The organism is Bacillus sp. JJ1533, assembly GCF_036965045.1.
Taxonomy (GTDB): domain Bacteria; phylum Bacillota; class Bacilli; order Bacillales; family Bacillaceae_L; genus Ferdinandcohnia.
Map to the genome: position 1 here is coordinate 57,245 of NZ_JBALOV010000042.1, position 14,105 is coordinate 71,349.

The following is a 14,105-nucleotide window of genomic DNA, read 5'->3' on the forward strand; positions in this document are numbered from 1 at the left end:
ATTATCCTCTTTTCCATCTTGTCCCTTGAGGAGTGTCTTCTAGAATAATGTTCATTGCTTTTAACTGGTCACGGATTTGATCAGATAAAGCAAAGTCACGGTCCTTACGAGCTTGGTTTCGCTTTGCAATTAGTTCTTCGATTTCCTCGTCAAGTAATTGTTCATCCTCTAATTTAAGCCCAAGCGTATCAAACAATACCTCGAACTCCTGTAAAAAGGCTTGGATAACTTTATCCGACGTGTTTTTCTCCTGCAAATAGTAGTTCGCTTGTTTCGAGAGGTCAAACAAGACAGAAATTGCATTCGCTGTATTAAAATCATCATCCATCGCTGTAATAAATTCATTTCGGAAAGCGGATATTTTGTCTAACCATTCTTCATCATTACTTGTTAGATTCGTACTGCTTTCTAAACGATGCTTTAGATTTGAGTAGGAAGTACGTAATCGTTCTAATGCATTTTTCGTACTTTCGAGTAAATCTAGACTGTAGTTAATGGGATGACGATAATGAACAGACAGCATGAAAAAGCGTAATACCTGCGGATCTACTTCTTTAATAATATCGTGAACCAATACAAAGTTCCCAAGGGACTTTGACATTTTTTCATTGTCGATATTAATATAACCGTTGTGCATCCAGTAGTTTGCAAATGTCTTTTCATTCACTGCTTCTGATTGTGCAATTTCGTTTTCATGATGCGGGAATGCAAGGTCTTGACCACCTGCATGAATATCAATCGTCTCACCCAAGTATCTTTTTGCCATCGCTGAGCATTCAATATGCCATCCAGGTCTGCCTTTACCCCATGGACTTTCCCAGTAAATTTCACCAGGCTTGGCACTCTTCCATAACACAAAATCAAGGGCATCCTGCTTCTTATCCCCAACCTCAATTCTTGCCCCCACACGCAGTTCATCAATCGATTGGTGTGAGAGTTTGCCATATTCCTTGAATTCTCTTGTACGGTAGTACACGTCACCTTCTGATTCATAGGCAAAGCCTTTATTAATCAGAGCTTGGATGAAGTCGATAATAATGTCCATATTTTCTGTAACTCTTGGATGAACGTCTGCTTTTTTGCATCCTAGCGCAGACACATCGTCATAATAAGCATTGATAAAACGCTCTGCAATGGCTGGCACTTCTTCCCCTAATTCATTCGCAGCTTTGATTAATTTATCGTCCACATCTGTGAAGTTAGATACATAATGAACGTCATAGCCTCTAAATTCAAAATAACGACGGACTGTATCAAACACAATAGCAGGGCGTGCATTTCCTATATGAATATAATTATATACGGTCGGGCCGCACACATACATTTTTACCTTATTTTCTTCAAGCGGTTTAAACTCTTCTTTCTTTCTTGTTAGCGTATTATATATGTGAATGGGCATTGTCCCTTGCTCCTTCCTTTTGCTTTAATTCCTCTTTTAGGCTTTTTATTTCATTTTCTAGTTCTCTAATTTTATCTGAAACAGGGTCTGGTAAATCCCGATGATTTAAATCCTTGCTATTTCTAATTTTAACACCATCTTGGATCACAACCCTACCCGGTATCCCGACAACTGTCGAATTCGGAGGAACATCTTGCAGAACAACCGAACCCGCTCCTATCTTTGAATTTTCTCCAATTGTTATCGATCCTAAAACTTTTGCACCTGATGCAATAAGCGCATTGTCTTTAACTGTTGGATGCCGCTTTCCTTTTTCCTTCCCTGTACCACCAAGTGTAACACCTTGGAATACGGTCACATTATTTCCGATTTCACACGTCTCACCAATCACCACGCCCATACCGTGGTCGATAAAAAAACGACGACCAATTTTAGCTCCAGGGTGAATTTCAATTCCTGTGAAAAAGCGGCTTATTTGGGATACCAGCCTCGCCAAGAAAAACATCTTTCGTGTAAAAAGAAAATGTGCCACACGATGTGCCCAAATGGCATGCAATCCGGAATAAGTCAAGATAACCTCAAAATGGGTTCTTGCAGCTGGGTCTTGTTCAAATACAACCTCGATATCCTCTTTCATTCGTCTAAACACAATCAACCCTCCTTGATTAGAAAAACTTTAAGCGCCAGCATACGAGCTAGATCAAAGAGTCAATGTAGCCTGAAGCTAGACACATTATTTATTTCCTCAAAATAAAAAAGCGTCCCTGTGTAAAAACACAGAGACGCTTCAATTGCGCGGTTCCACTCTGTTTAGGCAATGTATGAATCGTCCATTACCTCAACTTAATCTCTTAACGGTGAGACTCCGCTTTTGTCTACTAGGTTACCAGTTACGATATCGGTTCAACAAAAGACTCAAAGGTGCATTTCAATAAGCATTTTCCTTAAACCACTTTCAGCCGGTGATGGTTCTCTCTGCTCGTATTTGTATATTCACAAATACGTTAAAGTAAATTACTTATTTACTCTCCTTATCAACACTTTTACAATATATAATTTGTTAACTATACTATATTACATTTTCAGCCAAATGTTAACTAATTAAACTTTTAAGGCGTGAAATTATTTTTTCTTTCCCTAATAGGTGAATCGCTTGTGGCAGATCTGGACCATGAAGCTGACCTGTTGCTGCTGCACGAATTGGCATAAATAAGTTCTTCCCCTTTTGACCTGTTCCTTTTTGAACAGCTTTAATCGCTGCTTTAATTTCATCTGCACCGAAGGTTTCAAGGCTTTCAACCTCTTGTAAAAAGGCCTTTAAAACTTCCGGAACGGTTTCACCCTCAAGGACTTCCTTCGCATCCACTTCTAGCGTAACCTCATCTTTAAAGAATAAGTCTGTTAGGTCAACAATTTCTGCTCCATAGCTCATCTTTTCTTGATGGAGTGCAATTAGATCACGTGCCCATTCCTTGTCAGTATCATTTAAATGCTCGCTCAATCTGCCTGCTTTGATTAAGTGTGGTAATGAAAGCTCAACTAAGCGATCAAGGTCAATGTTTTTCACATATTGATTATTCATCCAAGTTAGCTTTTGAGTGTCAAATACAGCTGGTGATTTAGATAGACGTGCTGGATTGAAAATATTAATGAACTCCTCTTTTGAATGAAGCTCTTCTTCCCCACCTGGTGACCAGCCTAATAAAGTGATAAAGTTAAATAAGGCTTCTGGTAAATATCCAAGTTCCTCATATTGCTCAATAAATTGAATGATAGATTCATCTCGTTTACTAAGCTTTTTACGGTTTTCGTTGACGATTAATGTCATATGTCCAAATGTTGGAATCTCCCAATTAAACGCCTCATACACCACCATTTGCTTTGGAGTATTAGAAATATGGTCTTCCCCGCGTAACACATGTGAGATTTCCATATGATGGTCATCAATGGCTACTGCAAAATTATAGGTTGGCGTTCCATCCTTCTTCACGATTACATAATCGCCCATGCCCTCAGACTCGAAAGAAATTTCCCCTTTTACCATATCATTAAATGTGTAGACCTTTCCTTGTGGAATAATGATACGAATGCTAGGTTGCCTTCCTTCACTTTCAAGAGCTGCTTGCTGTTCCTTAGTTAGGTGACGGCATTTTCCGGAGTATTGAGGTGTCTCACCACGTGCCATCTGCTCTTCACGCTCTTTTTCAATTTCCTCTTCGGTACAATAGCATTTATAAGCGAGTCCTTTTTCAAGAAGCGCTGTATAATGTTTTTCATAAATTTCATTCCGTTCTGATTGGCGGTACGGTCCGTACTCACCACCAACATCTGGTCCTTCATCCCAATCAATTCCAAGCCACTTTAAATATTTAAGCTGGCTTTCTTCACCGCCTTCAATATTTCGTTTCTTGTCTGTATCTTCAATACGGATAATGAATTTTCCGTTTTGGTTTCTTGCATATAAATAGTTAAATAAGGCTGTTCTTGCGTTTCCTATATGCAAATGTCCTGTTGGACTTGGCGCATAGCGCACACGTACGTTATTTGACATTATGTACCCTCCGTTACAACGCTTTATTAATAGTTTTTATGAAGAATTAGCTGTCTGCCTTTTGTAATAAGATTGTCGCCATTGCGGCAATACCTTCACTACGACCAGTAAAGCCTAACTTTTCAGTCGTCGTGGCTTTCACATTTACCTGGGACGGATCTGCTTCTAGCAATTGGGCAATCCGCTCTCTAATTTGTTCGATATATGGTGCCATTTTAGGCTTTTGGGCGATTATCGTGCAGTCAATATTCCCAAGTCTATATCCCTTTTCCTTTACCAAGTTCCATACATGCTGTTGAAGTTTAGCAGAATCAGCGTCCTTAAAGTTTGGGTCTGTATCTGGAAAATGCTTCCCTATATCTCCCTCGCCAATCGCTCCAAGACAGGCATCCGATACAGTGTGCAGTAGCACATCCGCATCGGAATGTCCTTGTAAACCTTTTTCATATGGAATGGTAATTCCACCTATAATTAACGGGCGTCCTTCAACCAATTGATGAACATCAAAGCCCTGTCCAATACGAAACATGGGTGATCCCCCTTTTTTGTTTTCTATTTATCTTGTCCAGTTTTGTAAAATTGCTTCCGCGAACACTAAGTCATCTGGTGTTGTTAGTTTCATATTCAAGTAATCGCCTTTAACAATATATACTTGTTTTGGAATTCTTTCAACGAGACTCGCTTCATCTGTACCAAGAAAATCCTCTTTTTTTGCCATCTCATGTGCTTCTTGTAAGATAGAAACATGAAAAGCTTGTGGGGTTTGGATAGCCCACAAGCTAGAACGTTCAACTGTTTCTTCTACATATAAATCACGAGAGGCGCGTTTAATTGTATCCTTTACGGGAACCGCTAGCACGGCTGCTCCCTTTTCTGTTGCTACATTTACTAGCTCATGAACATGCGTTTGTTTCAGAAAGGGCCTTGCACCATCATGAACTAACACAATATCTGTGTCCTTTACGGCTTGTAAGCCATTATAGACGCTATATTGGCGCTCACTACCACCCTGTACCAAGGAAACAACCTTTTTGATATGATGCGTTTGTATCAATTCTTCAAAGATGGACTGTTCATCCTTATTAATGACTAAAATAATTCCCGAACACATCGGGTCATGTTCAAAAACTCGTAATGTATGAATAATAACTGGTATTGCCTTCAATTCGATGAATTGTTTATTCTTTCCTGCATTCATTCTTTTTCCTTGACCTGCCGCAGGAATTACAACCTGATAATTCACCCCGTTACGCCCCTATCAATGTAGAAAATTATAATGCTTTTTCGAGCAATTTTGGCTTTGCGAAAATCATTCGGCCAGCTGATGTTTGTAAAACACTTGTTACAAGGACATCGATGCGCTTTCCGATATAGTCGCGACCCTCTTCGACCACAATCATTGTACCATCATCTAGATATGCAACACCTTGATTATGCTCTTTACCATCCTTAATGACCTGAACACTTAACTCTTCACCAGGTAATACTACTGGCTTAACCGCATTGGCAAGGTCATTAATATTCAACACTGCTACATTCTGCAGTTCACATACTTTGTTTAGATTAAAGTCGTTTGTTACGACTACACCCATCGTTAATTTCGCGAGCTTTACTAACTTACTATCAACCTCTTGAATATCGTCAAAATCACCTTCGTAGATTTCAACCTTGATTGACAGTTCTTTTTGAATTCGATTTAAAATATCTAGTCCTCTTCGACCGCGGTTACGCTTTAACACGTCTGAAGAATCCGCAATATGCTGAAGCTCTTCTAACACAAATCGAGGAATGACAATCGTTCCTTCAAGAAATCCAGTTTGGCAAATGTCCGCGATTCGTCCATCAATAATAACACTCGTATCTAAAATTTTTAGTTTTTTCGCTTGTTGGTTTACTTCCTCTTCCTCCAGGCCTTTCTTCTTTCCAGCTCGGTTAATAGAGAATAAGTTCACAAGCTCATCCCGCTTTTTAAATCCAACCTGAAAACCTAAATATCCTAAAAGCAGGGTAATGAAAATAGGAAGCACTGTATTTACAACCGAAAAGGAAATACGGTCTAATGGAATCACAATTAAAAACGCAACAATTAATCCTGAAATCAAACCTAGGCTTCCAAATAAAACATCTGTAACAGGAGCTTTGATTAATGACTCTTCAAGCCATTTAATTAAACCTACGATATAATCTACTAACCAATAAGTAACAATAAATAATATAATAGCACCTAAAATCGCAAGCGTGTATGAATTATTTAGATATGGAATATTGTCGATATTTAACAGCTTTAATAAATCCGGCAGATAGACAATTCCAAGCATACCTCCCACGATGAGAAAAAAGAGCTGTACAATACGTTTTAACATTCCTTCACCTCCTCCTATTCATTATAATCACTTTATAATAATTGAAACCTAGAATAAATAGCTTTTTCAAAATGTAAACAGAATGACATAGATGTGTAAAAGGCTACTCATATATTATTTTTTAATCCTGACAAAATTATTACTGCTATGAAAAAAATTTATTTGGCTTTGTTATGGAAGGTGGATGTCCACCTGCTTTCACACTTACTATACGAATAAAGAAATCAAAATGTTTCATTTTGATTGGATTTTTCAAGGAGGAATTTTAAATTATTTTTCTAATGTATGTTGGATGGCTTGCCTAATATCACTCACACCAATTACTTCAATTCCCTTTGGAATCGTCCATCCCCCTAAATTTCGCTCTGGAAGAATTACTCGCTTAAAGCCAAGCTTGGCTGCTTCCTGAACCCGCTGCTCAATTCGAGAAACACGTCTTACCTCACCCGTTAAGCCCACTTCCCCAATAATGACATCTGTTGGTTTTGTCGGCTGATCCCTAAAGCTAGAGGCGATACTTAAGGCAACAGCTAAATCAATCGCTGGTTCGTCTAGCTTTACACCACCTGCGACCTTCAAATAGGCATCTTGATTTTGCAAAAGAAATCCTGCTCTTTTTTCTAGTACAGCCATTAATAAAGATACTCGGTTATGGTCAATTCCTGTTGCCATACGGCGTGGATTACCAAAACTAGTTGGTGATATCAGTGCTTGAATTTCAACTAAGACCGGTCGTGTTCCCTCCATAGAGGCTACAACAGTTGACCCTGCAGCACCTGCAGAACGCTCCTCTAAAAATATCTCAGAAGGGTTTGCAACCTCTTCAAGGCCTGTTTCTTTCATTTCAAAAATACCCATTTCATTCGTAGAACCAAAACGGTTTTTTACAGCCCGCAAAATACGATATGTATGATGACGTTCCCCTTCAAAATAAAGAACAGTGTCCACCATATGCTCTAGTAAACGCGGACCTGCAATATTTCCCTCTTTCGTTACATGACCAACGATAAAAATGGCAATCCCATTTGTCTTTGCAATTCGCATTAATTCTGCTGTACATTCCCGTACCTGAGATACACTACCTGGGGCAGAAGTGATATCAGAGTGATAAATGGTTTGAATGGAATCAATCACAACAAAGGATGGATTAAGTTCGGTAATTGTCTGGGAAATAAACTCAAGGTCAGTCTCTGCTAACACATACAATTGATCAGAGGAAACCCCCAGACGATCTGATCTTAGCTTTGTTTGCTTGACCGATTCCTCACCGGAAATATATAAAACTTTACTCTGTTTGGCTAATTGGGAGGATACTTGTAGCAGCAAGGTGGACTTCCCTATACCTGGGTCACCCCCAATTAACACAAGGGAACCATGGACGATTCCGCCGCCAAGTACTCGATTAAATTCTTTATTCGTTGTAAACATTCTAGGTTCATTTACTGACTCGATTGAAGTGATTGGTGAAGGTTTGCTTTGAACTGTGGGACTTGAATGAGTAAAAGCACCTTTTCTAGCTGGTTTATGTAATGTTTCTTCGACTAATGAATTCCACGCACCACATCCGGGACATTTCCCCATCCATTTTGGTGATTCATAGCCACAGGATTGACAGGTGAATTTTGTCTTTGTTTTTGCCATGACATTAATCCTTTCTTTAGAAAAAAAGAGGTATACACGAATGAGTTTTTGATGTATACCCCTTTTACACTTACATGCTTTTTTATTTCACTGTTTCTTTTGTTTCTTCAGCTTCTTTTGTCTGGATTACGAACTCTCCGTCCACAAAATCCATTACAATTTTCTTTCCTTTTTCTATATTACCCCGTAATAGCTCTTCAGACAAACGGTCTTCAATTTGTTTTTGAATCGCACGACGTAATGGACGTGCTCCGTATTCTGGATCATACCCTTCTTCAGCAATTCGGTCTTTAGCAGCTTCTGTTAATTCAAGCTCGAATTCTTGCTCCCGCAGGCGTTTTGTTAACTGATCTGCCATAAGGGTAACGATTTCCCTTAAATGCTTCTTCTCCAGTGAATGGAAGACAATGGTCTCATCGATACGGTTAAGGAACTCCGGACGGAATGCTTTCTTTAGCTCTTCCATTACCTTATCCCTCATGTTTTTATAATCTTGTTTCTCATCGTCAAGCGCAAAGCCGACATATTTGTTTCGCTTCAATGTGCTAGCTCCAACGTTAGATGTCATAATTAAGATTGTATTTCTAAAATCAACCGTACGTCCTTTTGAGTCTGTCAAACGTCCATCCTCAAGAACTTGAAGTAAAATATTGAACACATCAGGGTGAGCTTTTTCAATTTCATCTAACAAGATAACAGAATATGGCTTACGGCGAACCTTTTCTGTTAATTGGCCACCTTCTTCATAACCTACATATCCTGGAGGTGAGCCTACTAATCTTGACGTGGAATGCTTCTCCATGTACTCAGACATATCCACACGAATCATCGCATCCTCATCGCCAAAAATAGATTCAGCTAAAGCACGTGCCAATTCAGTTTTACCGACCCCTGTTGGCCCTAGGAAGATGAATGAACCAGTTGGGCGCTTTGGATCCTTTAATCCAGCACGTGAGCGTCTAACAGCCTTGGAAACTGCTTTTACGGCCTCTTCCTGACCAATTACACGTGAATGAAGGATTTCTTCCATGTTAAGTAGTTTATCCGCTTCTGTTTGTGCTAGTTTTGATACAGGGACACCCGTCCAGCTTGAAACAACCATTGCAATATCGTCTACTGTAACTTCAGAATTCTCTTGACCCTGTTTTTCCTTCCAGTTTTTCTTCGTTTCTTCCAGCTGCTCACGAAGGCGTTGCTCTGAATCTCGTAATGAAGCAGCTTTTTCAAATTCCTGACTTTGAACAGCTGCATCTTTTTCCTTACGAACCTCTTCAAGCTTAAGTTCAAGCTCCTTTAAATTTGGTGGTGCAGTATACGAACGAAGACGAACCTTTGAACCAGCCTCATCAATCAAGTCGATAGCCTTATCTGGCAAAAAGCGATCCGAGATATAACGGTCTGACAGCTTAACTGCTTGGATGATGGATTCATCAGAGATCGATACTCTGTGGTGTGCCTCATAGCGGTCACGCAGTCCTTTTAAAATTAAGATAGATTCCTCTACAGTTGGTTCATCCACCTGAATGGGTTGGAAACGACGCTCAAGAGCAGCATCTTTTTCAATATACTTTCGATATTCATCTAGTGTGGTTGCACCGATGCATTGTAGTTCACCACGAGCAAGAGACGGCTTTAAGATATTCGATGCATCAATTGCCCCTTCTGCCCCTCCAGCACCGATTAATGTATGGAGTTCATCAATAAATAGAATGATATTTCCAGCTTGGCGTATTTCATCCATTACCTTTTTCAAACGATCTTCAAATTCTCCACGGTATTTTGTACCCGCAACAACAGTACCCATATCAAGTGTCATTACACGCTTATCACGCAGTGTTTCTGGTACTTCATTATTTATGATTTGCTGAGCTAATCCTTCAGCTATTGCCGTTTTACCAACACCAGGCTCCCCAATTAAAACAGGGTTGTTTTTTGTACGACGGCTTAGTACTTCAATTACACGTTGAATCTCCTTACTACGTCCAATGACTGGATCGAGACTTCCCTCTCTAGCAATCGCCGTAAGATCACGAGCAAGGCTATCTAGGGTTGGCGTGTTCGCATTTGCCGAACCGCCGCCATGATGACCTGAGGAGGATTCATTACTGCCCAATAGTTGTAAAACCTGTTGGCGTGCTTTATTTAGGCTCACTCCAAGATTATTTAATACTCTTGCAGCAACACCCTCACCTTCACGAATTAATCCAAGTAGAATATGCTCTGTTCCAACATAAGAATGACCAAGCTTACGGGCTTCGTCCATTGATAATTCAATGACCTTTTTAGCACGTGGTGTGTAGTGGATTGTCTGTGAGCCTTCCTGGCCACGGCCAATTAGGGCTTCTACTTCTTTTTGAATTTTTTCAGGACCTAATCCAAGTGCAAGTAAAGCCTTTGCTGCAATTCCTTCTCCTTCACGGATAAGACCTAATAATACATGTTCAGTTCCAATATTGTTATGTCCCAAACGGACAGCTTCCTCTTGCGCTAATGCTAACACCTTTTGTGCACGCTCAGTAAATCTGCCAAACATCATTACCCATCACCCTCCATGTCAGTAGTCTTATTATTTTCTAGTTTTATTCTTTCTCGAATAATAGACGCTCTTCTAACGTCCCTTTCATTAGGGCGTAGTGCCCCACCGGCATAGACCTGCAAGAATCCAGGTTGAGTTAAAACCATGAGTTCATTAAGGATGGTTCTTGAAATATCTTTAATATAGCCAAGATCAATACCCAATCGAACATCTGACAAACACTTTGCTGCTTCCTTCGATTCAATGATCCTGCTATTTGCTAAAACTCCATAGGAACGAAATACACGATCCTCTAACTGAATGTTGGAAGTCTTCACAAGTGCTTCACGAGCAGAACGCTCTTGTGCAATCAACTGTGCCACTACACTCTTTAAGTCATCCACAATATCTTCTTCCGTTTTTCCTAGCGTGATTTGGTTGGATATTTGGAAAATATTCCCCAATGCTTCACTGCCTTCTCCATATATACCTCTTACAACAAGGCCCAGTTGATTGATTGCTGGAATGATCCGACTCATTTGATGTGTAAGGATAAGTGCTGGAAGATGCATCATAACAGATGCTCTAAGTCCAGTTCCCACGTTTGTTGGACAGCTTGTTAAATATCCTCTTGTTTCATCAAATGCATAATCGACATGCTCTTCGATCCAATCGTCTAGATTATTCGCAACCCGTAAAGCCTCTGATAATTGCAACCCTGGGAATAAACATTGTATTCGGATATGGTCCTCTTCATTAATCATGATGCTAATTTCTTCATTTTCCGATAAAAGACAAGCGCCTAACGGAGAATTTTCCGCTAAATGCGGACTAATTAAATGCTTTTCAACGAGTACTCTTTTTTCATTGGGCTGAAGTTCCATCATTTTTAATAATTCAAATTTCCCAATTGATGGAAAACTCTTGCCTGCAAAACCCTTTTGAAAGACGTTGACAATTTGCTCTGCATCTTCGTTTGAATAAACTGTTGAGAAAGGTACATTTTTCAGATTTCGAGCAAGTCTAATCCGTGAGCTTAAGACAATATCTGAATCAGGACCTTCTTGACTCATCCATGCACTTAAGGCTTGATTGATAAAATGCTCAAGTGACATTGATTAAACCTCCCCTTCCTTGTAACCACTCAGTTTCTTTTCAAGGTCCCTTACGTGGTCACGCACTTCTGCAGCCTTTTCGAATTCCTCTAACGAAATATATTCCTGCATCTTTTGCTTTAATTGTTCAATCTCTTTCCGAATATGGAAGGAGCCTCCGATTCGTTTTGGAATTTTCCCTGTATGATGTGTATTACCACTATGCAGTCGTTTTAGGATTGGGGTAAGTTGTTTTTCAAAGGTTGGATAGCATTGTGAACAGCCGAACCGACCTACCTTTGCAAATTGTTGAAAAGTCATTTTACAGTTCTCGCATTGTAAAACTTCATTTTTTTGAAATGCTTGTTGTTTTGAACCAGTAAGCGGCTCAAACTGAAGAAGTCCTGCTAATAAGTTATCAATGGAGAAGCCAGATGTGCCTGGAAACATGAACATCTCACTTTTTTCTTGTGCACAATGTTCACAAATATGAACTTCTGTTTTTTCACCATTAATAACCTTTGTAAAATGAAATGTCGCAGGGCGTTGATTACATTCTTGGCATATCATGATAACACCTTCCTACTTAACCTATTATCTATACATGAGGGATGTAAGCATTGCCTTTAACATTCTTGCTCTTAATTCATCCCGATGTGGAAGCTCTATAAACAAGACAGAACGGTCAATTACACTCAGCATTATCTTTGCCTCTCTTTTCGAGATCACTTCCTCCTCAATTAAGCGCAAAATGACATCCTCAGCACTAGTTTGAGAAATCCGTTTATCAATAAGGCGTACGAGTTGTTTGATCAGCTGAGAGTCATCATTTGACTTCACCCTCATGATCCGAATGTAGCCACCGCCACCTCTCTTGCTTTCCACTAAATAACCTCTTTCTAACGTAAACCTGGTATTTATCACATAGTTAATTTGAGATGGGACACATTCAAATTTATCGGCAATCTCACTTCTTTTAATCTCAACTATAGCTCGATCACTTGTATCAAGAACACTTTTTAAATATTGTTCAATGATATCAGATATATTCCTCATTATGACCACACCTCACCTTGACTTTGACTATATTTGACTATAAGTATAATATAAATTGACCGCACTAATTTTTCAACTGTTTCGCATGTGGCTTAAGAAGAAATAGGCAATCATTTTCCATTTATGAGGCTCTACTATCCTATGCTTTCCAAACCAGGCACCCCTCTAAACACCAAATTAAAAAATTTTTTGAACCATTTCTAGCTTTGACATTTCCTCATATAAGCGTAAACGCTCATTTTTACTTGCCACTTCAACATCAAATGTATATTGACAATTATTATCCGTTTTTTCTTTTGAATATTTAATATTAAAATCCTTTACCTTAAAACCATTATCCTTAAATAATTTTAAGACTCCTGAAAATGAGGAAATATCCTCATGAATAATGATATGAACGACTTTTCGTTTGGTGGATTTAAAAAAGAACTCTTCAAATCGGTTCAAGAAAATCAAGCTCAGTAAAACAACAATTGTTGTTAAAATAGCAGGTGCATACATCCCTAGCCCAATTATTAACCCCAGTCCTGCAACAACCCAAATCGATGCTGCTGTCGTTAACCCTCGAACCGTTGCATCCCTGACCAAAATCGTTCCTGCTCCCAAAAACCCAATCCCACTAATTACATATGAAGGAATTCGTGCCGGGTCAAAGCGGACATTTGTACTCATCTCTAAGTAAGGTTGAAATCCATAAATAGACATCAGCATCATTAAACAAGAACCAACTCCAACCAGTAAATGTGTACGGAATCCAGCAGGATGTTTATGTACTTCCCTTTCCAATCCAACCAACCCACATAATAGGGCCGCCATAAAAATACGAATCGACATCGTTAAAAATTCCTGAGTTTGGAACGATGCTAAAAATTGTGTCATGGTCACATCCCTCCTCTGTTCTATAGATCCTGTAACTAGAAATATTCGATAGGGAAGTAAAATCCCCTTTAAAATAATTAGAAATAATTACGTGTTTTATAATTATACGATTCAACTAAAAAGTTTATGATTTTCCGGACTTTCTTTTTTAGAATAGTATTTCAGTCTTAGGAATATAGCCATTTTTACTAGGAGCAACATTATTTAAAATATCGGTTTTTTTTAGGTGTGAAGTTTTAACAAAGAGAGCTATTTGTATGTGGGAATTCGATTCTGTTGGTTTTTTCGTTTTTAGGATTATGATTACTGGGCAGGGTGATACGGTTCGGGGAGACTGCTGTATAATTATTTTATTGTTTGTTGGTTGGGTGATATATCGTTTATACCGTTTGCGGTATATCATTTGTTGTTTGCCAGTTGGGTTGTCTATCGTTTATAGCGTTTGCAGTGTATCATTTGTTGTTTCGCAGTTTAGGCGTTATACAGTTTCCATTCGTGGCAATTTATACATTCTAAAAAACTATATCTTCAAGAGTTCTCATTTCCTTATTTGGCAAGCTAGTCTTAAAACGGGCACGATTCACAAATACAAAATAAAAAAGACCAA

Annotated in this window: 12 protein-coding genes and 1 other annotated feature; all 12 genes read right to left on the minus strand. The window is 39.0% G+C overall.

The window, feature by feature from the left end; translation table 11 throughout:
• Nucleotide 1: 1 nt before the first annotated feature.
• The 12 genes from cysS to V7138_RS22345 all read right to left on the minus strand — a co-directional run bounded on the left by cysS (nucleotide 2) and on the right by V7138_RS22345 (nucleotide 13,498).
• Complete coding sequence (gene cysS / locus V7138_RS22290; protein ID WP_335401743.1) at nucleotides 2-1,399, minus strand: cysteine--tRNA ligase; 1,398 nt, start codon at nucleotides 1,397-1,399, stop codon at nucleotides 2-4.
• A complete protein-coding gene (gene cysE / locus V7138_RS22295) occupies nucleotides 1,380-2,051 on the minus strand; it encodes a serine O-acetyltransferase (protein ID WP_335401770.1) in 672 nt (223 codons plus the stop codon). The genes cysS and cysE overlap by 20 nt, the downstream gene beginning before the upstream one ends.
• A gap of 123 nt (nucleotides 2,052-2,174) precedes the next feature.
• Nucleotides 2,175-2,446 (minus strand) — a binding site (T-box leader).
• A gap of 46 nt (nucleotides 2,447-2,492) precedes the next feature.
• Nucleotides 2,493-3,950, minus strand: coding sequence for a glutamate--tRNA ligase (gltX, locus tag V7138_RS22300; RefSeq protein WP_335401745.1), 1,458 nt, complete (start codon nucleotides 3,948-3,950; stop codon nucleotides 2,493-2,495).
• Nucleotides 3,951-3,996: 46 nt separating this feature from the next.
• Nucleotides 3,997-4,479 carry a 2-C-methyl-D-erythritol 2,4-cyclodiphosphate synthase gene (ispF, locus tag V7138_RS22305; protein ID WP_335401749.1) on the minus strand — a complete coding sequence of 161 codons (483 nt, stop codon included), beginning with the start codon at nucleotides 4,477-4,479 and terminating at the stop codon, nucleotides 3,997-3,999.
• Between the two features lie 27 nt (nucleotides 4,480-4,506).
• Nucleotides 4,507-5,193: a 2-C-methyl-D-erythritol 4-phosphate cytidylyltransferase gene (gene ispD / locus V7138_RS22310; protein ID WP_335401752.1), complete on the minus strand. Its 687-nt coding sequence runs from the start codon at nucleotides 5,191-5,193 to the stop codon at nucleotides 4,507-4,509.
• Nucleotides 5,194-5,221: 28 nt separating this feature from the next.
• Entirely contained in the window at nucleotides 5,222-6,313 is a 1,092-nt protein-coding gene (locus tag V7138_RS22315) for a PIN/TRAM domain-containing protein (protein WP_335401754.1), read from the minus strand.
• A 270-nt stretch (nucleotides 6,314-6,583) separates the two neighbouring features.
• Nucleotides 6,584-7,954 (minus strand): DNA repair protein RadA, encoded by a 1,371-nt coding sequence (gene radA / locus V7138_RS22320; protein WP_335401756.1) that lies wholly within the window; start codon nucleotides 7,952-7,954, stop codon nucleotides 6,584-6,586.
• Between the two features lie 82 nt (nucleotides 7,955-8,036).
• The gene (clpC, locus tag V7138_RS22325; RefSeq protein ID WP_335401758.1) at nucleotides 8,037-10,490 is read right to left on the minus strand and encodes an ATP-dependent protease ATP-binding subunit ClpC; all 2,454 of its coding nucleotides are present in this window, start codon (nucleotides 10,488-10,490) and stop codon (nucleotides 8,037-8,039) included.
• Nucleotides 10,490-11,584, minus strand: a complete 1,095-nt coding sequence (locus V7138_RS22330) for a protein arginine kinase (protein WP_335401762.1) — start codon at nucleotides 11,582-11,584, stop codon at nucleotides 10,490-10,492. Before V7138_RS22330 ends, clpC begins: the two co-directional genes overlap by 1 nt.
• Nucleotides 11,585-11,587: 3 nt before the next feature.
• Nucleotides 11,588-12,133 carry a UvrB/UvrC motif-containing protein gene (locus tag V7138_RS22335; protein ID WP_335401764.1) on the minus strand — a complete coding sequence of 182 codons (546 nt, stop codon included), beginning with the start codon at nucleotides 12,131-12,133 and terminating at the stop codon, nucleotides 11,588-11,590.
• Nucleotides 12,134-12,157: 24 nt separating this feature from the next.
• Complete coding sequence (locus tag V7138_RS22340; protein WP_438824394.1) at nucleotides 12,158-12,622, minus strand: CtsR family transcriptional regulator; 465 nt, start codon at nucleotides 12,620-12,622, stop codon at nucleotides 12,158-12,160.
• Nucleotides 12,623-12,796: 174 nt separating this feature from the next.
• Entirely contained in the window at nucleotides 12,797-13,498 is a 702-nt protein-coding gene (locus V7138_RS22345) for an MgtC/SapB family protein (protein ID WP_335401768.1), read from the minus strand.
• Nucleotides 13,499-14,105: the final 607 nt, after the last annotated feature.

Coding starts and splice junctions, on each gene's coding strand:
- cysS (WP_335401743.1), bottom strand. CDS start 1,399: ATGCCCATTCACATATATAATACGCTAACAAGAAAGAAAGAAGAGTTT.
- gltX (WP_335401745.1), bottom strand. CDS start 3,950: ATGTCAAATAACGTACGTGTGCGCTATGCGCCAAGTCCAACAGGACAT.
- ispF (WP_335401749.1), bottom strand. CDS start 4,479: ATGTTTCGTATTGGACAGGGCTTTGATGTTCATCAATTGGTTGAAGGA.
- V7138_RS22315 (WP_335401754.1), bottom strand. CDS start 6,313: ATGTTAAAACGTATTGTACAGCTCTTTTTTCTCATCGTGGGAGGTATG.
- radA (WP_335401756.1), bottom strand. CDS start 7,954: ATGGCAAAAACAAAGACAAAATTCACCTGTCAATCCTGTGGCTATGAA.
- clpC (WP_335401758.1), bottom strand. CDS start 10,490: ATGATGTTTGGCAGATTTACTGAGCGTGCACAAAAGGTGTTAGCATTA.
- V7138_RS22330 (WP_335401762.1), bottom strand. CDS start 11,584: ATGTCACTTGAGCATTTTATCAATCAAGCCTTAAGTGCATGGATGAGT.
- V7138_RS22335 (WP_335401764.1), bottom strand. CDS start 12,133: ATGATATGCCAAGAATGTAATCAACGCCCTGCGACATTTCATTTTACA.
- V7138_RS22345 (WP_335401768.1), bottom strand. CDS start 13,498: ATGACACAATTTTTAGCATCGTTCCAAACTCAGGAATTTTTAACGATG.